Origin of the sequence: Streptomyces sp. NPDC026659 (assembly GCF_040638245.1) — a bacterium.
Taxonomy (GTDB): domain Bacteria; phylum Actinomycetota; class Actinomycetes; order Streptomycetales; family Streptomycetaceae; genus Streptomyces.
This window is the reverse complement of record NZ_JBEZXY010000002.1, coordinates 135,299-157,555: the sequence shown is the minus strand read 5'-3', so window position 1 is coordinate 157,555 and position 22,257 is coordinate 135,299. Positions and strand designations below refer to the sequence as shown.

Here is a 22,257-nt window from a genome sequence, read left to right as displayed (position 1 = left end):
GCCCCGCCCTCTTCGGGCGGGGCCGTTCTGTCGTTCCGCCGTTCCGCCGTCGTGGCTGGCGCTCGAAGTCCGTTGCGCCGCACGGGTGTCGGGGGCAAGAGGGCGTGTGTCACACCGTCCGACGGTTCCGCCCGGGGTGGGACGGAACCTATCGTCGGGCCCATGTTCGCTGTCTACGCCGCCCGGATCGACCGTGACCAGCCGCTGTCCGGCCTCGAGTCGGGGGAGCGCCCGGCCCCCGAGGCCCGGCCCGGCTGGAGCACCGTCGACGTCCGCGCCGCCTCCCTCAACCACCACGACCTCTGGTCCCTGCGGGGTGTCGGGCTCCCCGAGGACCGGCTGCCGATGATCCTCGGCTGCGACGCCGCCGGGGTCGACGCGGACGGCAACGAGGTCGTCCTGCACTCCGTCATCGGGCAGAGCGGCCACGGAGTCGGCCCCCGCGAGCCCCGCTCGATACTCACCGAGCGCTACCCGGGCACCTTCGCCGAGCAGGTCGCCGTGCCCACCTGGAATCTGCTGCCCAAGCCGGCGGGCATGTCCTTCGCCGAAGCCGCCTGTCTGCCGACGGCGTGGCTGACCGCGTACCGCATGCTGTTCACCAACGCCGGGGTGCGGCCCGGTGATTCGGTCCTGGTGCAGGGCGCGGGCGGTGGGGTCGCCACTGCCGCGATCATGCTGGGCAAGGCGGCCGGGCTGCGCGTCTTCGCCACGAGCCGGGACGAGGCGAAGCGGAAGCGGGCCCTGGAGCTGGGCGCCGTCGAGGCGGTGGAGCCGGGGGCGCGGCTGCCGCAGCGGGTGGACGCCGTGATCGAGACCGTGGGCGCGGCGACCTGGTCCCACTCGGTGAAGTCGCTGCGGCCCGGCGGCACGCTGGTCATCTCCGGCGCGACCAGCGGTGACCGGCCCTCGCACGCCGAACTGACCCGCATCTTCTTCCTGGAGCTGAAGGTCGTCGGCTCCACCATGGGCACCAAGGACGAGTTGGAGGACCTGCTGTCCTTCTGCTCCGTCACCGGTCTGCGGCCCGTCATCGACGAGGTGCTGCCGCTGGACCGCGCCCGCGAGGGCTTCGAACGGCTGGAGTCCGGCGAGCAGTTCGGGAAGATCGTGTTCACTCCCTGAACCGCCCGCCTGCCGAGCGGCCCGCCTGCTGAGCGGCGTTGCCGTCCGAGCCGTCCGAGCAGCCCGAGCCGTCCGAGTCGTCCGCTCCGGCGGCACCCGCGCCGGTGCCGTCGGGTCAGACCCGTGGGCGGCGCAATATGGAGCCGACCTGGGCCGCCGCCGTCGCGAGGCGGTGGCGGACCTCCCGGAGCTGGTCGTCGGTGACGCCGTGGTCCCGGGCCGCGTCCCGGATGTCGTCCCGGAAGCGGTCGAGGAGGCGGTCCAGGTCGCGCGCCGGGTCGCCGGTCGGGTCCTCGTGCGCCCACTCCGGCGCGTACTCGGCGGGGAAGTCCTCCGGGGTGGTGGAGAACTCCGGCTCCATGGAGGGGCCGCCCGTGCGGGCCGAGGTCCGGCCGGGGCCGGAGGAGGTGCCGTACTCCTTGCCGAACTCGCCGAATTCCCGGGCCAGTTCCGAGATGCCCTCGCGGACGCCGGTCGGCCAGTCGCCCCGGCCGAAGGCGTCCTGCACCCGCTCCTGGACCCGGCGGGCGACGCGCTGCAGCTCCTCCTGCGCCTGGGCCCGTGCCCGCGACTGCGCCTCCTGGGCCTGGCGGCGGGCCCGCTGGGCCTCCTCGCGGGCCCGGCGGCTCTCGTCCTTGGCGCGGCGGGCCTGCTCCTTCCACTCCTGCTTGGCCCGGCGCAGCTCCTCCTTCGCGGCCCGCCACGACTCGGCGTCGCCCCGGTCGCCCTGGTCCCCGTAGGCGTGGGACTGGGTGGAGCCGGTCCGGGCGCCCTGGCGGGCCTCGGTCGCGGCCGCGCGCATCTCACGGCGCAGGTCGCCCGCAGCGCCGCGCACGTCGGCCTTGATCTCGGCGGCCAGTTCCGCGACCGAGTCACGGATCTCCAGCTCCAGGTCGGCGAGTTCGCCGCTGCGGTCGGCCAGTTCGGCGCGGCCCGCGTCCGTGATCGCGTACACCTTGCGGCCGCCCTCGGTGATGTGGGTGACCAGGCCCTCCGCCTCCAGCTTGGCCAGGCGGGGGTAGACCGTGCCCGCCGAGGGGGCGTACAGCCCCTGGAAGCGTTCTTCGAGGAGCCTGATCACCTCGTAGCCGTGGCGGGGCGCCTCGTCGAGCAGCTTCAGCAGATACAGGCGCAGGCGGCCGTGGGCGAAGACGGGAGGCATGTCAGAGCACCTTCTTGTCGGTCGTGCCGTCGGCGGGGTTCCGGGTGGCGTCGTCGCCCCGACCGGTGAAGGAATTGTCCCCCGGACCGGTGCCGGGGCCCGCCGACGGGCCGTCCGCGTCCTCGTCCGCCGGGCGGCGCAGCAGGGCGATGGAGCCGGAGACCGTGGTGGCCCGGAGCCTGCCCTTGCCCGCGCCCAGCCGGCCGGCGATCTTGTGGGCGCCCCACTGGCCGTACACCCGCAGGCCGTCGAAGGCGTTGGAGATCGTGCCGCTCGCGGTGTTCGCCTCCACCTCCGTGTCCGCCGGGTGCGGCAGGCGGATGGCGATCTCGCCGGAGACGCTGTTCAGCCGGACGTCGGTGGGGCCCGCCGGGTCGAGGTCGACGATCATCGAGCCGCTGACGGAGTCGGCGCGCACGGAAGGACCGGAGCCGTCCATCACGGTCAGGTCGCCCGAGACGGAGTTGAAGCGCAGGTCGCCGGTGACGGTCAGGGCCTCCAGATTGCCGGAGACGGTGTCCGCGCGGACCGCGCCGGAGAGGCCGACCAGGGTGGCGTCACCGGTGACACCCTTGACCACCGCCGGGCCGCGCAGCCCCGAGACGACCGCCGCGGCGCCGACCACGCCCACCTCCACGCGGGTGTCCGCGGGCACGGCGAGGGAGACCACCACGCTGCGCCGCCAGCCCTTGCGGTCGAGCCACTTCAGGAAGCCCTTCCAGGGCAGGTCCTCGTACGCCACCGTGAGCGTGCCGCCCTCCTGGGTGACGATCAGGGGCGGGCCCTCGATCTCGGAGACCTCCAGGCGGGCGGAACCCTCCTCGGTGCCCACCACGTTCACCAGGCCATTGACGACGCGCACGTGCAGTTCGCTCACGGGAGCGTCGAAGGCGAGCTTCTGGGGCTCGGCGACGGACCACTCGGACATGGGGCCTCCTCGGCAAGGGCACGCGACACGACACGCCATATCGCGTCTACGGGAAACACGATATATCGTGGCTGTCGGAAGTCAAGACACTCTTTCGTGAGAGCCCGGGAGGGGGTGGGGCGTCCGCGGAAGTGGTGGGGGCGCGTGGAAGCGCGGACGGAAGCGCGTACGGCAGGCAGAAGTGCGTACGGCGGACGGAAGTGCGTACGGCGGGACGGAAGCGCGTACGGAGGCGTCGACGACAACAGGCCCGCGACCGGAAGCCGAAGCCGTTCGGTCGCGGGCCTGCCGAAAGAGGCGGGGTCTCCCCGAGGAGCCCTACTCGTCGTCCTCGTCGTCCAGCCGCGCCAGCCACGTCGCCAGCCGCTCCACCGGGACCTCGAAGTCGGGGTTCAGATCGACGAACGTGCGCAGCTGCTCGGCGAGCCACTCGAAGGTGACCTCCTCCTCGCCGCGCCGCTTCTCCAGTTCCTCGATGCCTCGGTCGGTGAAATACATGAATGCTCTCCTGGGGTGGGCCCGGTCCGCAGGCCGTTCGCCTCCAGGTTATGCACTGGAGCGGCCCGGCGGACGAGCGGCCTCACCCGGCCGAACCGCTCCCGACCTCCCCGAACCGCCCCCGACTTCGCCGAACCGCGCCCGACCTCCCCGAACCGCTCCCGACCTCCCCGAACCGTCCCCGACCTCGCCGAACCGCCCCCCTCGCGCACCCGCCCCCGGCACAATGGCTCCGGACAGGGTCGTCACGCACACGGCGGACCGGCCGGTGGAAGCCGGACCGGGGCCGCGGCACGGGGGAGTCATGGACCACCGCGGGATTCAGGAGATCGAGCTGCCCGGCGGAGGGACGGTACTGGCGCGCGTCAGCGTGCTCGACCCGGCCGAGCTGCCCGGCGACGACGAGTTCTCGTACGACGACGTCGGCGCCCTCGACCACATGGCGGCCCGCGTCGACCAGCTGAACGAACTCGTCCGGGGAGTCGGCCGGGCCGTGCTCGACGCCGCGCGCACGGTCGCCCCCGACGAGGTCAGCACCACTTTCGGCGTCGAACTCGCCGTCAAGCCGGGCAAGGCGGTCGCGCTGCTCGCGGACGGCGAGGCCAAGGCCGCCCTGTCCATCACGCTCACCTGGCGGTCGGCGCAGCTTCCGGCGCCCCGTTCGGGAGCCGATGAGGACAGCACCGTCACGGCATGACGGGGAAGCTCGACGCACTGCTGCTGCGCGCCACCGTCCGGATCGGGCCCGACGGCGCACCGGACACGCTCTGGGGCAGCGGCTTCTTCGTGGCTCCCGGCTGGGTCCTGACCTGCGCGCACGTACTGCGGCCCGCCGGGGAACCGGAGAAGGCCGGCCCGCTGCGGGTGCGCGGGCACAACGGACTGGACGCGCGGGCCCGCCTGGCCTACCGGCTCGGCGGCGGCACCGACCCCGAACAGGACCTGGCCCTCCTCCGCGTGGCAGGTGGCGGCGACCACGCCTGCGTACGGCTCACCGACCGCCATGACGCGCCGCTGGCCGTCACCGCCCACGGCTGGCGGACGCCCGCCGGTGGCGCGCCCCAGCGCTGGACGGGGCAGACCGACTGCAACGGCAGGGACGGCGCGCACGGACTGACGCTCGCGCCTCAGGTGGAGATCCCGCACGGAGCGTCCGGCGGCCCGCTGCTCGACGTGCGGCGGGGTGTGGTCGTCGGTGTGGTCAAGGCACGCCGGAAGGACAAGGACGGCGGTCTGGCCGTGGCGGTCACCGCCCTGCGCGGCTTCCGGGCAGCCGTTCCGGTGGGCGGTGAGCGCGGTCTCGGCGGCGACCCCTACGCGGCGCTGATCCGCGCCCACGACATCTGGCACCGGCAGGTCGAGGGACCACTGTCCTGGGTGAAGGCGCAGGTCGAGGCGGGTGGGGCGGACGGGCACCCCTGGGGGCCCCGGGACAGCGCCGAAGCCTGCGCCCTCCTCGCCGCCCTGCCCCCGCCGGAGTCACCGGCCCAGTTGCAGGGGCTGATCGACCGGGTTCTCGGCGAAGAGCTGCTCTGGGACGACGAGACCGCCCCGCAGGACTGGCGGGACGGCCACGGCCGCCTCCACGACCGGCCCGAGAACGCCGACATCGTCGCGCTGCACTACCTGCGCGTCGTGGCCCGGATGCACGCGGAGCGGGTGCCGGACGCCGCGTCGGCGCTGGAGAAGTGGGTCGAGCAGCGGGCCGCACGGCTGCCCGACCCGGTACGGGCGCTGCTGACCGGTGTCGCGAAGCAGGCGCCCGCGCTTCGCGGGGCCGCGGCGTGCCCGGCCCCTTCGGCTGCGGGCGCCGTCGCAGCGGTGAACAGCGCCGCACCGGTGGGGACCATCGCGTCGGCGGGTGCCGCCCGGGACGAAGGGCCCGTCGTGGCCGTGGAGTTGGAGCCCGATCTCTTCCGCCCGCACGACCGCTTCCACTGGCGGATCTGGATCTGGACCGGCGGCCCCGAGACCGTGCGCGCCGTGGACGAGGACACCGATGGCGAGGGGGCGTCCCTCGCCGAACTCCCGTACCTCCTCAACGAACCGCTCACCCGCGCCTTCGGGCGGCTCGACAGCGACCGGCGGGCGCGGCTGGAAATCGCGCTGCCCGTCGAGCAGTTCGGCGTGGACGCCCATCTGTGGCGGCCGAGCCCGGTCGTGCGGAGCCTGCGGCCGCATCCGGCCGAGCGGCCGTTCGGGGTGCACCGGCAGGTGGTCCTGCGCTGTCTGAAGCGCCGGGGTGAACCGTCCCGGATCTGGCGCGACCGGTGGCACGCGCTCGCGGCGGGCGCACCGCAGGCGCTGCCCGTCGCGTCGGACGCCTACGCCGCCACGGCCTTCCACGACGCCCCGCCGGGCGCGGTCCCGGTGCTCTGCAGACCGCCCGCCGAGACCACCGCCGCGCTGGCCCAGGCGATCGGCGAGGGCTTCGGCGTGATCCTCTGGAGCCTGAGGGCCGAGCACGCGCACGGCTGCGGATCGGCGTGCGGCGAACTCCACGGCAGAGCCTCGGAATTGCTCGGCTCCGCACACCGGACGACCGCACTGCCCGAGCAGGTGCGTGTCCTGCGGGAACGCGTCAGCCAGGCCGACGCGGACGCCGACTGGGCCGAGCACCTCGCCCTCTTCTACGACGACCCGGGACGCCCGATCCCGCTCTGCGACGACCTCCTGGAGTCCCCGTGACCGAGATCCCCGAGATCCCCGAGACCTCCGAGTCTTCCGAGACCCCCGAGACCTCCGAGAACCCCGAGACCTCCGAAACCCCCGCGACGGACTGGCACATCTACCGGGGTACCGGTGAACCGCACGACGCCATCGGGTCGTTGCCCGCACCGCCGCCCTGGCGGGCCTTCGACGGCGACCCCGTCATCACCTCCGTGCCACCCCTCGGCACCGAGTCCGCCCGCCGCTTGGGCACTCCGGGACGGCGCCCGGCCTGGCGTCCCGAGGAACTGGAACTGATCAACGCGGCGATCTATCTGCGCCGCCCGCTGCTCGTGACCGGCGATCCCGGCTCGGGCAAGTCCACCCTCGCCCACGCCATCGCGCACGAACTGGGCCTCGGCCGGGTCCTCCAGTGGCCCATCGTCAGCCGTACGAGCCTGCGGGACGGCCTCTACACCTACGACGCCATCGCCCGCCTCCAGGACACGCAGATGGCGAAGCTGCGCCACGAGAGTCACCGGGACATCGGCGAGTACATCAGGCTCGGCCCCCTGGGGACCGCCCTGCTGCCCTACGAACGGCCCAGGGTCCTGCTCGTCGACGAGCTGGACAAGAGCGACATCGACCTGCCCAACGACCTGCTGAACGCACTGGAGGAGGGCGAGTTCCGCATCCCCGAACTGCAGCGCGCCGGAGGCCGGGACAGTGGGACGAAGGTCCTCACCGACGACGACGAGAACGCCACGGTGCGAGGCGGGCGCGTCCGCTGCCGCGCGTTCCCCATCGTGGTGATGACCAGCAACGGCGAACGCGACTTCCCCGCGCCCCTGTTGCGCCGCTGTCTGCACCTCGACCTCCCCTCGCCCCGGAACGACGCCTGGGGGCAGGCCCGGCTGAGCGCCATGGTGGGCGCCCACTTCGGCGATCAGGACGCGTCGGCGAACAGCGAACTGATCCACACCTTCCTCAGCTCCGCACCAGGAGCCCTCCGCGCGGCCGACCAACTCCTCAACGCCATCTACCTCACCCAGGAGGCCGTCCGCGACAGCACGCCCGACCGCCGTCGTCTCGCCGAGCTGCTGATGCGGCCCCTGGAACAGGGCGATCACGGGGTCGGACCGCGCTGATGACCGCACCGGACGGGCAGCTGGGTGAACTGGCCGAACGCATCAGGGCGTTGGGTGCCGACCCCTCGGCGAGGGAACTCGCGGAGTCGCTCTGGCTCGCGCGGTACGTGGGACGCCCCGCGCTGGGCCCCGCCACGCCGGAGCCGTCGCCGCTCGACCCCGCCGACCCGGAGGAGATCGGCGAGTTCCGGATCGACTACACCCCGCCCGCCTGGTACACCGAGAACGTAGGGACCGGCCGCCGCAAGGACGCCCGCTCCGGCGATCCCGTACGTCTGCACGCCGAGCGTCCCGGGCCCGGCGCTATCCCGGCGCCGACGACGGCGGGACCGGACGCCGACGCCGTCCGGGTCCGCGTGCCCACCGCCACCGCGCTGCCCCAGCCCCTCGTCCTCCAGCGGGCCCTGCGACCGCTCCAGCACTACACCCCGCCCGTCCGCACGCCCGCACTCCTCCTCGACGAACAGGCCACCGCCGAGCAGGCCGCCGAGACGCACCTGGTGCTTCCCGTCCTGCGCGCCGTCACGCGCCGCGAGGCCCGGCTGCGGCTGCTGATGGACGTGTCCACCTCCACCGGTGTCTGGGACACCGCCCTCGGCGAACTGCGCCAGATCTGCGCGGGCCTGGGCGCCTTCCGCGAGGTGACGGCGCACTACCTCCGCGAGGACGAGGACGGCCGCCTCATGGCCGCCACCAGCCGCGATGGGGTCCGGGCGAGCCGGGGCGCCGAGCAGCTGCGCGACCCCACCGGACGGCAGCTCACCCTCGTCCTGAGCGACTGCGCCGGTCCGCTCTGGCGCTCCGGCCGTATGCAACGGCTCCTCCACCACTGGAGCCAGGCCGCGCCCGTCGCCGTCGTACAGCCGCTGCCCCAGCGCATGTGGCGGCGCACCCATCTGCCCGCGCTGCCCGGCACCCTGCGGCGCCGCGAAGGGCTGGGCGCCCGGCTCGACTTCGCCTCCGCCGACGGCGGGACACCGGCGGGAGCGGCGCCGGTCCCCGTCCTGTCCCTGTCCCGTACCGCCCTGGGCACCTGGGCCCGGCTGCTGGCCGGCAGCACCGGCCTGGCACTCCCCGCCCCCGCGGCCTGGGTGAGCGCCGGTCATCCGGCGGCACCCCCGCGCGCGACACCGCGCGAGACCGACGCGGAGACGCTGGTACGGGCCTTCCGCCGCTCCGCGTCACGGCAGGCGGTGCAACTCGCCGTCTCCTTCTCCGCCGTGCCGCTCACCCTGCCCGTGATGCAGCTCGTCCAGCGCGCGATGCAGCCGCGATCGGGTCCGACGGTCCTGGCCGAGGTCCTGCTGAGCGGCCTGCTGGAACGCGCCGGGGACGAGGGCTGGTACGACTTCCGGCCCGGCGTCCGCGAGACCCTGCTGCGTCTTCTCCCGCTCGGCGACGCCCAGTTGATCCTCAAGCACTGCGGCGACTACGTCGAACGCCACTTCGGCCGCCGCGCCCGCAACTTCCCCGCCCTCGCCCTCGCCGGACTCGGCGGCCCGCAGGCGGAGGTCCCGGACGGCGGCGCTACGGAGGCGGTACCGGACGCGTTCGCCGTGGTCTCCTCACTGGTCGCCGGACGGTTCGGCGCGAGCGTGCCCGCCGTACGGCAGGAGACGCACCACCTCGTGTACGCCGAGAAGGACGCGCCGTGGGCCCGGTGGGCCGCCCATCTCCTCGCCTCCCACGGCAAGGAGGTGGCGCTGCGGAGGTTCGGCGGGGGAGCGGGGGAGCTGCGCGAGCTTGTGCGGGGCGCGGGAGATGCCGGGAGTTTGCGCCGGACGGTGCTCTTCATCGGGGCCTGGCACGCCGAATTCCGCCTGATCAACCCGCTGCGCGGCGTCGCCCCGGGCGGCGACGACCGGTTCGACGCCGTCTCCGTCGTACGGACCGTGCCCTTCTCGTGGGTGGGGGAGCTGGAGCGGGTGACGCCGCTGTGGGACACGACGGAGTCGGAGGCGGGGGGACGACTGCTGGAGCTTCTCGGTGTCGAGCCCCAGGACCCGGCCGGGGACGGCCCGGACTTCCCGGGGCCGACGCTCCGCGTCGTGGATGGAGTCCCCGATCCCCCCAAGGAGCTGTCCGTCCGGGACGAACTGCTGGAGGCGGCGCGGGAGAGCCTGGCGACATACGGCGTCTGCACCTTCATCGGGGGACCGGGCACCGGCAAGACGGCGCTCGCGGCCCAGTACGCGCACCACCACGCCTCCGCGTACGACGTCGTCTGGTGGGTACGGCCCGGGTCCGCCGAGCAGCGCCGGGAACGGCTGGCCAATCTGGGGGTCGAGTTCGGCATCCCCTCGCGGGGCGACGTCCCCGACCGGCTGGCCGAGCTTCGACGCGTCCTGCGGACGACCGCTCTGCGCTGGCTGATCGTCTTCGACGACTGCGACGACTCGGACGAACTCGCCGGTCAGGACTTCGACGGCGGCCATGTCCTGATCCTCGGCCGTTCCCCGAAACGGTGGAGCGAGCGTGCCCCCGTGCTGCGGCTGGAACCTCTGGGCGCCGGCCAGGAACGGCCCCCGACGCCGGTGCAACCGGGGCTGGTCGAGGGGGCTCTGGCTCGCGTGTACGGCCGCCTGGAGGGGGCCTACACGGGCTTCTTCATCGCGCCGGGGCTCCTGGTCAGCACGGTACGTCTGGTGCGGCCGCCGTACGTGGACGGGGAACAGAACATGGTCACCGTCGTCACCGATGACGGGCGCAGACACTGGGGTGACCTGCTGCGGGTGCTGGGGCAAGTGGCCTTGTTCCGGGTGCCGCAGGCACACGGGACCCCGTGCCTGTGGATCACGGACGCTCCGGATGTCCGACCCGACGACGTGGTGCTGTGCGGCACGACGCGCATGATGAACGAGCCGCCGGTCAGGCTCTTTCCCGCGCGCGGTGAAGGACAACCAGGCAGTGACACCATGCGTCTCGTCGGCGACTTGCCGACGGGTGGCGTCGGGCAGCCGGTTCTCAGCGCTCGGGACGGTTCGGTCGTCGGAATGGTCACGGGCCCTCCCATCGATCGGAACACCGGCGGCAAGGCCGTACGGATCGAGGCACTCCGGCAGCTGTGCGACCTCGACGCCGAGGGCGCGCGGCTGTGGCACGACATCGTCCGTGAACACGACCGCCACCACGCCCGTCGGACAGGCTCGGGGGCCGTGAGGCCGATGCCCTGGCAGCGTGAACTGTACGGTCTGTTCGCCGAGTTGCCCCCGCCTGCCGGGCCGGGCCAGGTGCGGAGCATGATGGCGTCCGCCGGGGAGTCGGCGGGAGACCATCCGCCCCGCAGCTGGCGCGACGGGGCCGGCCTGGAGTACGCCAGGGGTGGTCACGTCGCCGTCGTCCGCTACGCGGCCCAGGTCTGGAACCATCTCGCCGACATCCTGCGCGTGTCCGACGAACTCGAGGACCTCCGGCAGTGGATCAGGCAGCAGCAGACCTTGCGCGGGTCTACCCAACCTGGTCGGACCGAAAGCGAGTTGACGGTGGAAATCCGTCCCGACCGGTCCGGCCGCTATACCTGCGAGGGGCATTTCCGGCAGTGGGAACGGGGCGGCCACGGCAGGATCGTGTTCTCGTCCATGCCCATGAACACCCTGTCCACAGGCGTGCGCGAGGTGCTGCGGCTCGCGGAGCACCGGTTCCAGGCGGACGGCACCGCAAGCGTGAGGGTCGTGTACCGGCTTCCGGACGAATTGCTTTGGGAACTTCCCGTCGAGCGCTGGACGGCGGCGGCGCTCCCGCATCTCGCCCAGTCCGTCTCCGTCCGTGGTCTGCCGGACAACCGGAGACAGCCACCTCGGCACCAGACCCGCTGGAACGCGGTGTCCCGTGGGCCACTGATCGGCTTTCGCTCACCACCGGCCGACATGTCGCCCGAGGGCCCCGTGAACGCCGTGCCGCTCCTGTGCCTGCACACCGACGGCGCCGCAGGAACGACAGCCTTGAGGAAGGCCCGCGACACCGGATATCCACTGATCCTCTGGAGCCGCGCCCCAGGGCACGAGACCTGCCTCGGCTTCTTCGAGCACATGCGGGAGGAGGTGCGCACGAGCGCCGGAGCCGACGACCTCCTGAGCCGCGTCGGTTCCCTCAGGGCCAGGGGTGGCCGGAAGGACGACTGGACGTCCTACGTCGCCGCCTACTTCGACCCCGGGAGCGACCCCGCCCCATGAGAAAGGCCCGGCCCCCGGACGAATCCGGAAGCCGGGCCCCGCTCAACGCGGCCCGCGCAGGGCTACGCCTCGAAGACCTCGCGCACCAGCTGCTCCTGCTCCGCCTGGTGGCGCTTGGCGGAGCCGACCGCCGGGGAGGAGCCGTGCGGACGCGAGATGCGGCGCAGGCGCTCGCCCGCCGGGACGTCGGCGCCGACGGCCAGGTCCAGGTGGTCGATCAGGTTGAGGGCGATGAAGGGCCACGCGCCCTGGTTCGCCGGCTCCTCCTGGGCCCAGATGTACTTCTCGGCGTTCGGGTACTTGTTGACCTCCGCCTGGAGCTCCGCACCCGGCAACGGGTACAGGCGCTCGATGCGGATGATCGCCGTCTCCGTGTCGCCGCGCTTGACCCGCTCGGCCTCCAGGTCGTAGTAGACCTTGCCCGCGCAGAAGACGACCTTCTTGACGGCGGCCGGGTCCACCGACGCGTCGCCGATGACCGGGCGGAACTCGCCCGAGGTGAACTCCTCCGCCTTCGAGGCCGCCGCCTTCAGGCGCAGCATCGACTTCGGGGTGAAGACGATCAGCGGCTTGTGGTCCGGGTTGTGGACCTGCCACCGCAGGAGGTGGAAGTAGTTCGACGGGAGCGTGGGCATCGCGACCGTCATGTTGTTCTGCGCGCACAGCTGCAGGAAGCGCTCCGGGCGGGCGGACGAGTGGTCCGGGCCCTGGCCCTCGTAGCCGTGCGGGAGGAGCAGGGTGACGCCAGAGGTCTGGTTCCACTTCTGCTCGGCCGAGGAGATGAACTCGTCCACGACGGTCTGCGCGCCGTTGACGAAGTCACCGAACTGGGCCTCCCACATCACGAGCGCGTCCGGGCGGGCCAGCGAGTAGCCGTACTCGAAGCCCATGGCCGCGTACTCGGAGAGCAGGGAGTTGTAGACGTTCAGCCGCGCCTGGTCCTCGGAGAGGTACTGGAGCGGGGTGTACTCCTCGCCGGTCCGCCGGTCGATGAGCACCGCGTGCCGCTGGCCGAAGGTGCCGCGCTGGGAGTCCTGGCCCGAGAGGCGGACCGGGGTGCCCTCCAGGAGCAGCGAGCCGATGGCCAGGGTCTCGCCCATGCCCCAGTCGATCGTGCCGTCCTCGACCATGGTCGCCCGGCGCTGGAGCTGCGGCAGCAGACGCGGGTGGGCGGTGATGTGGTCGGGGATGTCGATCTGGGACTCGACGATCCGCTTCACGGTCTCCGCGGAGATCGCGGTCGGCACCGCCACCGGGAAGTTGTCGCTCGGCGCCTGGGACTCGCCCTGGGCCGGCTGCGCGGTGGCCTCGCGGACCTCCGTGAAGACCTTCTCCAGCTGGCCCTGGTAGTCCTGGAGCGCCTGCTCGGCCTCTTCCAGGGTGATGTCGCCGCGACCGATGAGGGACTCGGTGTAGAGCTTGCGCACCGAGCGCTTCTTGTCGATCAGGTCGTACATCAGCGGCTGGGTGAAGGCCGGGTTGTCCGACTCGTTGTGACCGCGGCGGCGGTAGCAGATGAGGTCGATCACCACGTCCTTGTTGAACGCCTGGCGGAACTCGAAGGCGAGCCGCGCGACGCGGACCACGGCCTCCGGGTCGTCGCCGTTCACGTGGAAGATCGGGGCCTCGATCATGCGGGCCACGTCGGTGGCGTACATGGAGGAACGCGAGGACTCCGGGGCGGCGGTGAAGCCGACCTGGTTGTTGATGACGATGTGGACCGTGCCGCCGGTGCGGTAGCCGCGCAGCTGCGACATGTTCAGGGTCTCGGCCACCACGCCCTGGCCCGCGAAGGCCGCGTCGCCGTGGATCGCCACCGGCAGGACGGTGAAGTCCGTGCCGCCCTTGTTGATGATGTCCTGCTTGGCGCGGGCGACGCCCTCCAGGACCGGGTCGACCGCCTCCAGGTGCGAGGGGTTCGCGACCAGGGAGACCGCGATCTGCTCGCCGTCCAGGCCGGTGAAGGTGCCCTCGGCGCCCAGGTGGTACTTCACGTCGCCGGAGCCGTGCATCGACTTCGGGTCGAGGTTGCCCTCGAACTCGCGGAAGATCTGCGCGTACGACTTGCCGACGATGTTGGCGAGGATGTTCAGCCGGCCGCGGTGGGCCATGCCGATGATGACCTCGTCCAGGCGCGACTCGGCAGCGGAGTCGATGACCGCGTCGAGCAGCGGGATGACGGACTCGCCGCCCTCCAGCGAGAAGCGCTTCTGGCCGACGTACTTCGTCTGCAGGAAGGTCTCGAACGCCTCGGCCGCGTTCAGGCGGCGCAGGATGCGCAGCTGCTCCTCGCGCTCCGGCTTGGAGTGCGGGCGCTCGACGCGGTCCTGGATCCACTTGCGCTGCTTGGGGTCCTGGATGTGCATGAACTCGATGCCGATGGTGCGGCAGTACGAGTCGCGCAGCACGCCGAGGATGTCGCGCAGCTTCATCAGGGACTTGCCGGCGAAGCCGCCGACGGCGAACTCGCGCTCCAGGTCCCAGAGGGTGAGCCCGTGCTCGGTGATGTCCAGGTCGGGGTGCTTGCGCTGCTGGTACTCCAGCGGGTCGGTGTCGGCCATGACGTGGCCGCGGACCCGGTAGGAGTGGATCAGCTCGAAGACGCGGGCGGCCTTGGTGACGTCGTCGTCGTGGCTGGCGTCGATGTCCTTGAGCCAGCGGACCGGCTCGTAGGGGATGCGCAGCGCCTTGAAGATGTCGTCGTAGAAGCCGTTCTCGCCGAGGAGAAGGTTCGAGACCTGGCGCAGGAACTCGCCGGAGGCGGCGCCCTGGATCACCCGGTGGTCGTAGGTCGACGTGAGCGTCATGACCTTCGCGATGCCGAGCTTGTTCAGGGTGTCCTGGCTGGTGCCCTGGAACTCCGCCGGGTAGTCCATGGAGCCGACGCCCATGATGACCGACTGGCCGGGCATCAGACGCGGGACCGAGTGGACGGTGCCGAGGCCGCCGGGGTTGGTCAGGGAGACCGTGACACCGGTGAAGTCGTCCATGGTCAGCTTGCCCTCGCGGGCGCGGCGGACGATGTCCTCGTAGGCCTGCCAGAACTCGAAGAAGTTCAGCGTCTCGGCCTTCTTGATCGCCGCGACGACCAGCTGGCGGTCGCCGTTGGGCTTGACCAGGTCGATGGCGAGACCGAGGTTGACGTGCGGCGGCTTGACGAGGGTGGGCTTCCCCTCCTTCTCGCCGAACGACCAGTTCATGGACGGCATGGCCTTGATGGCCTGCACCATGGCGAAGCCGATCAGGTGCGTGAAGGAGATCTTCCCGCCCCGGGCGCGCTTCAGGTGGTTGTTGATGACGATGCGGTTGTCGAACAGCAGCTTCACCGGGACCGCGCGGACCGAGGTGGCCGTCGGCAGCTCCAGCGAGGCGTTCATGTTCTTGACCACGGCGGCGGCCGGGCCGCGCAGGGTGATCAGCTCGGGGCCCTCGGCGGCCGGAGCGGCTGCCTTCGGCTGCGCGGCGGCCGGGGCCTGCGCGGGCTTGGCGGCGACCGGGGCGGCCTTCGCCGCCGGGGCCGGGGCCTGGGCGGGAGCGGCGGCGGGCTTCGCGGCGGCCGGGGCCTGCGCGGCGGGCGCGGCCTGGACCGGAGCGGCCGAGGTGGTCCCCGCGGCCCCCGCGGCCGTGGCGCTCACCGGAGCCGAGGCGGCAGGAGCCCCCGGCTTGTAGTCGGCGAAGAAGTCCCACCAGGCCCGGTCAACCGAATTCGGGTCCTGGAGGTACTGCTGATAGATCTCGTCGACGAGCCACTCGTTCGGGCCGAACGCCGCGGCGGGGTTCTTCCCGGCTTGGTCGTCGGTCGAAAGGTTCGAGTTACTGGGGGACTGTGGCGACACGGCGGCAACCGCCCTCTTCCGCTTCACAAGGTGATGGACAGCGGGAATAAAGGCTACGCCTCCCGGAGCGGGAAGGTCAGGTCGGGCCCGTTCATCGTCGTGTAAGTCACACCGCGAACCGCGTTTCGGGGCCGGAAATGGCGGGAAACAAGCGTGGTTCCGCACGTCAGAGCGAGGGTGAGGGTGCGAGGAACCAGGCCCCTGGACGCCGTCGTTCATCGACCGGCGTGGGCCCGGACCTGATCACACGGGTCCGACGGCGCGGATCAACGGTGATCTTGGTCTTCCGAAATGAACTCTACGTCAACTCGACTACGAGGAAAGCCCCGGAAGGGTGATGATGATCCGGCATCCGCGCTCGGATTCGGCCACGCCGATCCGGCCGCCGTGCAGATCCACCGCCCAGCGGGCGATCGCGAGACCGAGTCCCGTGCCGCCGTCGCTGCCCGGGCCGTGCGGACGTGTCACCGCGCCCCGGTTGAACCGCTCGAACACCCGGTGCCACTCCGACCTGGGGATGCCCGGACCCTCGTCCTGGACCTCCAGCTCCAGCGACTCCGGCTGCGCCCCGCGCCGCGCCCTCACGGTCACCCGGCCGTAGGGAGGGCTGTGCTTGACGGCGTTGTCGATCAGGTTGGCGACGACCTGGTGGATGCGCTCGGGGTCCGCGTGCGCGGTCAGCTCCGGCGGGGAGACGTCCAGGTGCAGATGTACGTCGGTGCGGGTGTGCGTGCCCGAGCCCGAGGCGATGCCCGCGCGCGCGGAGGCGACCATGTTGGCCTCCTTCAGCACCCCGGACAGGTACGGCCACACCTCGAAGCGGCGCAGCTTCAGCGGTACGACGCCGTTGTCGAGCCGGGAGAGGTCGAGCAGGGTCTCCACGAGCCGGCCGAGGCGTTCGGTCTGCTGCAGGGCGGTGCGCATGGTCTCGGGGTCGGCCTCGGTGACGCCGTCGACGATGTTCTCCAGCACCGCGCGCAGGCCCGCGATCGGGGTGCGCAGCTCGTGCGAGACGTTCGCCACCAGCTCCTTGCGCTGGCGGTCCTGTGCCTCCAGCTCGTCGGCCATGACGTTGATCGTCACGGCCAGGTCGCCCAGTTCGTCGCGGCGGCCCTCGCTCACCCGGCGGGTGTAGTCGCCGTGCGAGATGGAGCGGGCCACCGCGTTCATCTCGTCGAGCGGGGCGGTGAGCGAGTGCGCCACGAACTGGGTGATCAGCAGCGTGGCGATCATCGAGAAGACCGTGATGAAGCGCAGTTCGGTCTTGGTGTGCACCGCGATCATCGACAGACCGGTGGTGATCAGCACCGAGATGACGACCAGGGCGCCCAGCTTGGTCTTGATCGAGAACGGGCGTACGCCGCCCCAGGGTTGATCCTCCCCGGAGCCCTTCCGTGCGGCTTCCCGTCCCCCGCTCACGGGGTCGGCGTCTCCAGCGCGTACCCGACGCCGTGCACCGTGCGGATGCGTTCGGCGCCGATCTTCCGCCGCAGGGCCTTGATGTGGCTGTCCACGGTCCGGGTGCCGGAGGCGTCCGCCCAGTCCCACACCTCGGCGAGGAGCTGCTCACGGGAGAGCACCGCGCGCGGGGTGTTGGCCAGGCAGACCAGCAGGTCGAACTCGGTGGGCGTCAGATGCACGTCCTCGGCCTTCACCCGCACCCGGCGCTGGGCGTGGTCGATCTCCAGCTCGCCGAGGCGGAGTATCCCCGAGCGGGGCGTGGTGGCCGCGATGGCGGCGCGCTCCATGCGGCGCAGCAGCACATGCACGCGGGCCGCCAACTCCCGCATGGAGAACGGCTTGGTCATGTAGTCGTCGGCGCCGACGCCCAGGCCGACCAGCATGTCGGTCTCGTCGTCGCGCGCGGTGAGCATCAGCACCGGCACCGGGCGGGCGGCCTGCACACGGCGGCAGACCTCCAGGCCGTCGAAGCCGGGCAGCATGATGTCGAGGATCAGCAGGTCGGGCTGCCATGCCTCGGCGGTGTCGACGGCGGCCGGACCGTCGCCGGCGGTCTGTACGAGGAAGCCCTCCGCACGCAGCCGGGCCGCGATGGCGTCGACGATCGTGGGGTCGTCCTCGACGACCAGCACCCGGCGCTGGGCGCCCTGGGTCGTGGTCGCCGCACCGGTCTGGGAGGTCTGTGTCTGCTCCATCGCCCGCCCCTGCTGCTTTCCGGAATCCGTGGGGTGATCCCATGACTGCGTTCGACGCCCAGTGATCGGCGTCAGGGCAGCACACTACGGGGACACGACGCGCCGTCGCTATCCAGGGCGGACGGCGAGGTGCACCACGTCGGGAACGCCACGGGCAACGGGCACCTCTTCGGTACGCACCTGCCGGAATCCGGCATTCCGCAAGGTTCCTTCAAATTCCGGAGAGGGCTGGGCCGACCACACCGCCAGCACCCCGCCCGGCCTCAACACCCTTGCGCAGGCGGCGAGTCCGGCCTTCGTGTACAGCCCGTCGTTGTCCTCGGTGACGGTCCATCCGGGGCCGTTGTCGATGTCGAGGCACAGCGCGTCGAACGTGTCCGATGTCTCATTGACGTAAGAGACGAGATCGTCCTCGACGACGGCCGTGCGCGGGTCCGCGAGCGCGTCCGCCGACAGTTCCCCGAGCGGTCCGTCCCGGTGCCAGCCGACCACGGCGGGCTCCCGCTCCACCACGACGATCCGGCCCCAGTGCGGATCGGCCGCCGCGTGGGCGAGCGAGAAGCCGACCCCGAGGCCGCCGATCAGCACGTCCGGCGCCGGCCGGTCGTCCAGCGCGGCCCGCGCGGCGTCCACCAGCAGCCGCTCCGAGCGCCCGTCCGAGGTGTCCATCAGGAAGCACCCGTTGGCGATGATCTGGAGCAGGCCGCCGTGCCGGCGCAGCACCACCTCGCCGTACGGCCCGTCGCGCCGGTCCAGGACAACGGGGCTGTCGTGCGTCGTGGTCATGGAGGCATCCTGCTCGACCGGCGCGGGCCGCCGCAGGCGTTTTTCGGAGAACCGCTCCCCCTCTCAACTGCGGCAACGCATGCGTCGCCAGGTGTTCGCTCAGAGTGAACAGGAGGTGGGGAACATTCCAGGGCTCACGAGCATTGAGTCAGTGTTACTCAAGTTGACTGTCAAAGGGGAGATCATGGCTGATGAGTCCACGGCGTTCACGCTCGTCCTGCCCGTGCTGCCGCTCGACGGTGAAGTCGTGCTGCCCGGCATGGTCGTACCGCTGGACCTGAGTGACGCCGAGGTGCGGGCGGCCGTGGAGGCCGCGCAGGCCGCCGCCCGCTCGGAGTCGGGCAAGCCCAAGGTGCTGCTGGTGCCGCGCATCGACGGGACCTACGCCAGGACCGGCGTCCTCGGCACCGTCGAACAGGTCGGCCGCCTTGCCGACGGCGACCCCGGCGCGCTGATCCGGGGCCGCGACCGCGTGCGCATCGGTGCCGGTACGACCGGTCCGGGTGCCGCGCTGTGGGTCGAGGGTGCGCAGGTCGAGGAGATCCTGCCCGACCCCCTGCCCGGTCAGGTGACCGAGCTGGTGAAGGAGTACAAGGCGCTGGCCAGCACCTGGCTGAAGAAGCGCGGCGCCTGGCAGGTCGTGGACCGGGTCCAGGCCATCGACGGCGTCTCCGCGCTCGCCGACAACTCCGGTTACTCGCCCTTCCTCACCGCCGAACAGAAGATCCAGCTCCTGGAGACCACCGACCCGGTGGCCCGGCTGAAGCTCGCCACGCAGCAGCTCCGCGACCACCTCGCCGAGCAGGACGTGGCCGAGACCATCGCCAAGGACGTCCAGGAGGGCGTCGACAAGCAGCAGCGCGAGTTCCTGCTGCGGCGCCAGCTGGAGGCGGTCCGCAAGGAACTGCGCCAGCTGAACGGCGACGGCGACGACTCCGGCGAGGAGTCCGACGACTACCGCGCCCGTGTCGAGTCCGCCGACCTGCCGGAGAAGGTCCGCGAGGCCGCCCTCAAGGAGGTCGACAAGCTGGAGCGCTCCTCCGACCAGTCGCCCGAGGGCTCCTGGATCAGGACCTGGCTGGACACGGTCCTGGAGATGCCGTGGAACGAGCGGACCGAGGACGCGTACGACATCCAGGGCGCCAAGGAGATCCTGGACGCCGAGCACGCCGGTCTGGACGACGTGAAGGCGCGCATCACCGAGTACCTCGCGGTGCGCAAGCGGCGCGGTGAGCGCGGCCTCGGTGTGATCGGCGGGCGGCGCGGCGGTGCCGTGCTGGCGCTGGTCGGGCCTCCCGGCGTCGGAAAAACCAGCCTGGGCGAGTCCGTCGCGCACGCGATGGGGCGCAAGTTCGTCCGCGTCGCGCTCGGCGGTGTCCGGGACGAGGCGGAGATCCGGGGCCACCGGCGCACCTACGTCGGCGCGCTGCCCGGCCGTGTCGTCCGCGCGATCAAGGAGGCCGGGTCGATGAACCCGGTCGTGCTCCTGGACGAGATCGACAAGGTGGGCTCGGACTTCCGGGGCGACCCGGCCGCCGCCCTCCTCGAAGTACTCGACCCGGCGCAGAACCACACCTTCCGGGACCACTACCTGGAGGTCGAACTCGACCTGTCCGACGTGGTGTTCCTCGCCACCGCCAACGTCCTGGAGGCGATCCCGGAGGCGCTGGCCGACCGGATGGAGATCGTCCGCCTGGACGGCTACACCGAGGACGAGAAGGTCGTCATCGCCCGCGACCACCTGCTTCCGCGCCAGCTGGAGCGTGCCGGTCTGACCGGCGAGGAGGTCGTGATCGACGAGGGCGCGCTGCGCGGGCTCGCCGGTGAGTACACCCGTGAGGCGGGCGTGCGCACCCTGGAGCGGACCATCGCGCGGCTGCTGCGCAAGGTCGCGGCCCAGCACGAACTGGGCGAGCGCGAGCTGCCGTTCACCGTCCGCGAGGAGGACCTGCGCGGTCTGGTCGGGCGTCCGCACCACGTGCCCGAGTCCGCCCAGGACCCGGCCGAGCGCCGTACGGCCGTACCCGGTGTGGCGACCGGACTCGCGGTCACCGGCGCGGGCGGCGACGTGCTGTTCGTCGAGGCGTCCCTCGCGGACCCCGAGACGGGCGGGGCGGGGCTGACCCTCACCGGTCAGCTCGGCGACGTGATGAAGGAGTCGGCGCAGATCGCGCTGAGCTTCCTGCGCAGCCACGGCGCGGAACTGGAGCTGCCGGTGGCCGACCTGAAGGACCGGGGCGTGCACATCCACTTCCCGGCGGGCGCGGTCCCCAAGGACGGGCCGAGCGCGGGCATCACCATGACGACCGCTCTCGCCTCCCTGCTCTCCGGCCGGCTGGTCCGCACGGACGTGGCCATGACCGGTGAGGTCTCGCTGACCGGGCGGGTCCTGCCGATCGGCGGCGTGAAGCAGAAGCTGCTCGCCGCCCACCGCGCCGGGGTGACCACCGTGATCATCCCCAAGCGCAACGAGGCCGACCTGGACGACGTCCCGGCCGAGGTGCTGGAGAAGCTCGACGTCCACGCCGTGACCGACGTGCGCCAGGTGCTGGAGCTGGCGCTGGCCCTGGCGGACACCGCGGCACCCGAGGTGCCCGTGGCCGCGTGACGGCGGCAGGCGCCGGCCGGTGTACGAAGGCCGGCCGGTGTGTGAAGGCCCGGACTCCGCTGCGGAGTCCGGGCCTTCGGGCTGTCCGGGGACGGAAGAGGGCCTGGCCGTCGCCCGGCAGGGGCTCAGCCGTTGGCCAGCGCGACCACCCGGTCCAGGGCGCCGTTGAACTTGTCGTGGTCGCCGACGGTCGGGCCGGACGAGGTGTACTGCCACATCGTCTGGTAGCCCCAGCCCGCCGGGAGGGTGCCCGGGTCGGACGCGTAGCGGGCGATCCACAGCGGGTTGTTCGCGGCGAACCCGGCGTAATTCCCGGTGCACTGGGTCCACCAGCTGGTCGCCGTGTAGATCACGGCGTCCCGGCCGGTGCGGGCCTTGTAGGTGTTCAGGAAGTCCGCGATCCAGGAGACCATCCCGGCCGCGGTCTTGCCGTAGCAGGCGGCGCCGTACGGGTTCCACTCGATGTCGAGCGCGCCGGGCAGCGTCCTGCCGTCGCGCGACCAGCCGCCGCCGTGGTCCACGAAGTAGTTGGCCTGGGCGGCGCCGGTCGTGGTGTCCGGGGTGGCGAAGTGGTACGCACCGCGGATCATGCCGACGTTGTACGAGCCGTTGTACTGCTGCGCGAAGGACGGGTTGGTGTAGTAGGTGCCCTCGGTGGCCTTCGTGTAGGCCCAGCGGACGCCGCTGTTCCAGAGGGTTGCCCAGTCGACGCTGCCCTGGTGGCCGGAGACGTCGACGCCCTCGGTCTGGACGGCGGCGGCGACGGCCGGGGGAGTGCCGGAGCGGCCGTCGTGGGCGGCGACGCCGATACCGAGGTAGGCGGAACCCCGCGCGGGCGCCGCGGCGGTGCGGGCGGCGGCGGGTACGGCGGTCAGGGCGGCGAGCGCGAGTGCCGTCAGCAGGGCCAGGGCGAGCCCCGCGAGGGAACCGGGAGAACCGGGAGACCGCGATCGGCGGGAGCCGGGTCTGTGCACGGGCATGACGTACCTCCTGGGCGGTCCGAGGAGAAGTGGGGGGATCGTGGTCATGTCACAGGAACTGTCGGGCCTGTCTGGCATGTCGGGCCCGTCCATTGAAGCTACGCACGTAGATGAGCGGGTGGAAGAGGGCTTCGATGCCGCCGTTGGTCTACGCCTGCGAAATACTGGCGGAGCTGCGGTGATGCCGGGGTTCGGCAGAAAATTTCAGG

14 protein-coding genes are annotated in these 22,257 nt (G+C 72.0%); 6 read left to right on the top strand and 8 right to left on the bottom strand.

Annotated features, from left to right (window positions below; all coding sequences use genetic code 11):
• The first annotated feature begins 162 nt into the window (after positions 1-162).
• Positions 163-1,125, top strand: coding sequence for a zinc-binding dehydrogenase (locus AB0E91_RS05250; RefSeq protein ID WP_361775508.1), 963 nt, complete (start codon positions 163-165; stop codon positions 1,123-1,125).
• A gap of 115 nt (positions 1,126-1,240) precedes the next feature.
• Here AB0E91_RS05250 and AB0E91_RS05245 read toward each other — a convergent pair whose 3' ends face one another.
• From AB0E91_RS05245 to AB0E91_RS05235, 3 genes are all read right to left on the bottom strand, one after another.
• Positions 1,241-2,287, bottom strand: coding sequence for a helix-turn-helix transcriptional regulator (locus AB0E91_RS05245; RefSeq protein ID WP_361775505.1), 1,047 nt, complete (start codon positions 2,285-2,287; stop codon positions 1,241-1,243).
• A gap of 1 nt (position 2,288) precedes the next feature.
• Positions 2,289-3,215: a DUF4097 family beta strand repeat-containing protein gene (locus AB0E91_RS05240; protein ID WP_361775502.1), complete on the bottom strand. Its 927-nt coding sequence runs from the start codon at positions 3,213-3,215 to the stop codon at positions 2,289-2,291.
• Positions 3,216-3,533: 318 nt separating this feature from the next.
• Positions 3,534-3,713 (bottom strand): DUF6104 family protein, encoded by a 180-nt coding sequence (locus AB0E91_RS05235; protein ID WP_003992906.1) that lies wholly within the window; start codon positions 3,711-3,713, stop codon positions 3,534-3,536.
• A 304-nt stretch (positions 3,714-4,017) separates the two neighbouring features.
• Between AB0E91_RS05235 and AB0E91_RS05230 the strand changes: the two genes are divergently transcribed.
• The 4 genes from AB0E91_RS05230 (at position 4,018) to AB0E91_RS05215 (ending at position 11,682) form a co-directional block, all read left to right on the top strand.
• On the top strand, positions 4,018-4,410 hold the full coding sequence (locus AB0E91_RS05230; protein WP_161180673.1) for a CU044_2847 family protein: 393 nt from the start codon (positions 4,018-4,020) through the stop codon (positions 4,408-4,410).
• Positions 4,407-6,401 carry a trypsin-like peptidase domain-containing protein gene (locus AB0E91_RS05225; RefSeq protein ID WP_361775499.1) on the top strand — a complete coding sequence of 665 codons (1,995 nt, stop codon included), beginning with the start codon at positions 4,407-4,409 and terminating at the stop codon, positions 6,399-6,401. The genes AB0E91_RS05230 and AB0E91_RS05225 overlap by 4 nt, the downstream gene beginning before the upstream one ends.
• 98 nt (positions 6,402-6,499) lie before the next feature.
• Positions 6,500-7,510, top strand: a complete 1,011-nt coding sequence (locus tag AB0E91_RS05220) for a MoxR family ATPase (RefSeq protein WP_361777277.1) — start codon at positions 6,500-6,502, stop codon at positions 7,508-7,510.
• Positions 7,510-11,682 carry an SAV_2336 N-terminal domain-related protein gene (locus AB0E91_RS05215; RefSeq protein WP_361775496.1) on the top strand — a complete coding sequence of 1,391 codons (4,173 nt, stop codon included), beginning with the start codon at positions 7,510-7,512 and terminating at the stop codon, positions 11,680-11,682. Before AB0E91_RS05220 ends, AB0E91_RS05215 begins: the two co-directional genes overlap by 1 nt.
• Positions 11,683-11,744: 62 nt before the next feature.
• Here the strand turns inward: AB0E91_RS05215 and AB0E91_RS05210 are convergent, their stop codons facing one another.
• The 4 genes from AB0E91_RS05210 to AB0E91_RS05195 form a co-directional block, all read right to left on the bottom strand.
• A complete protein-coding gene (locus AB0E91_RS05210; protein WP_361775493.1) occupies positions 11,745-15,518 on the bottom strand; it encodes a multifunctional oxoglutarate decarboxylase/oxoglutarate dehydrogenase thiamine pyrophosphate-binding subunit/dihydrolipoyllysine-residue succinyltransferase subunit in 3,774 nt (1,257 codons plus the stop codon).
• 312 nt (positions 15,519-15,830) lie between these two features.
• Positions 15,831-16,937: an ATP-binding protein gene (locus AB0E91_RS05205; protein WP_361775490.1), complete on the bottom strand. Its 1,107-nt coding sequence runs from the start codon at positions 16,935-16,937 to the stop codon at positions 15,831-15,833.
• The gene (locus AB0E91_RS05200) at positions 16,934-17,674 is read right to left on the bottom strand and encodes a response regulator transcription factor (protein ID WP_361775487.1); all 741 of its coding nucleotides are present in this window, start codon (positions 17,672-17,674) and stop codon (positions 16,934-16,936) included. The genes AB0E91_RS05205 and AB0E91_RS05200 overlap by 4 nt, the downstream gene beginning before the upstream one ends.
• A 108-nt stretch (positions 17,675-17,782) precedes the next feature.
• Positions 17,783-18,460: a spermidine synthase gene (locus AB0E91_RS05195; protein WP_361775484.1), complete on the bottom strand. Its 678-nt coding sequence runs from the start codon at positions 18,458-18,460 to the stop codon at positions 17,783-17,785.
• Between the two features lie 184 nt (positions 18,461-18,644).
• On the opposite strand from AB0E91_RS05195, the gene lon reads away from it, so the two are divergent.
• Positions 18,645-21,068, top strand: coding sequence for an endopeptidase La (gene lon, locus AB0E91_RS05190; protein ID WP_361775481.1), 2,424 nt, complete (start codon positions 18,645-18,647; stop codon positions 21,066-21,068).
• Between the two features lie 125 nt (positions 21,069-21,193).
• Here the strand turns inward: lon and AB0E91_RS05185 are convergent, their stop codons facing one another.
• Positions 21,194-22,048 (bottom strand): lysozyme, encoded by an 855-nt coding sequence (locus AB0E91_RS05185; protein WP_361775478.1) that lies wholly within the window; start codon positions 22,046-22,048, stop codon positions 21,194-21,196.
• Positions 22,049-22,257: the final 209 nt, after the last annotated feature.

Bases quoted from the DNA above. Each gene is read 5' to 3' on its own strand.
- AB0E91_RS05245 (WP_361775505.1), bottom strand. From the start codon at position 2,287: ATGCCTCCCGTCTTCGCCCACGGCCGCCTGCGCCTGTATCTGCTGAAG.
- AB0E91_RS05230 (WP_161180673.1), top strand. From the start codon at position 4,018: ATGGACCACCGCGGGATTCAGGAGATCGAGCTGCCCGGCGGAGGGACG.
- AB0E91_RS05200 (WP_361775487.1), bottom strand. From the start codon at position 17,674: ATGGAGCAGACACAGACCTCCCAGACCGGTGCGGCGACCACGACCCAG.
- AB0E91_RS05235 (WP_003992906.1), bottom strand. From the start codon at position 3,713: ATGTATTTCACCGACCGAGGCATCGAGGAACTGGAGAAGCGGCGCGGC.
- AB0E91_RS05195 (WP_361775484.1), bottom strand. From the start codon at position 18,460: ATGACCACGACGCACGACAGCCCCGTTGTCCTGGACCGGCGCGACGGG.
- AB0E91_RS05225 (WP_361775499.1), top strand. From the start codon at position 4,407: ATGACGGGGAAGCTCGACGCACTGCTGCTGCGCGCCACCGTCCGGATC.
- AB0E91_RS05250 (WP_361775508.1), top strand. From the start codon at position 163: ATGTTCGCTGTCTACGCCGCCCGGATCGACCGTGACCAGCCGCTGTCC.
- AB0E91_RS05215 (WP_361775496.1), top strand. From the start codon at position 7,510: ATGACCGCACCGGACGGGCAGCTGGGTGAACTGGCCGAACGCATCAGG.
- AB0E91_RS05185 (WP_361775478.1), bottom strand. From the start codon at position 22,048: ATGCCCGTGCACAGACCCGGCTCCCGCCGATCGCGGTCTCCCGGTTCT.
- AB0E91_RS05240 (WP_361775502.1), bottom strand. From the start codon at position 3,215: ATGTCCGAGTGGTCCGTCGCCGAGCCCCAGAAGCTCGCCTTCGACGCT.
- lon (WP_361775481.1), top strand. From the start codon at position 18,645: ATGGCTGATGAGTCCACGGCGTTCACGCTCGTCCTGCCCGTGCTGCCG.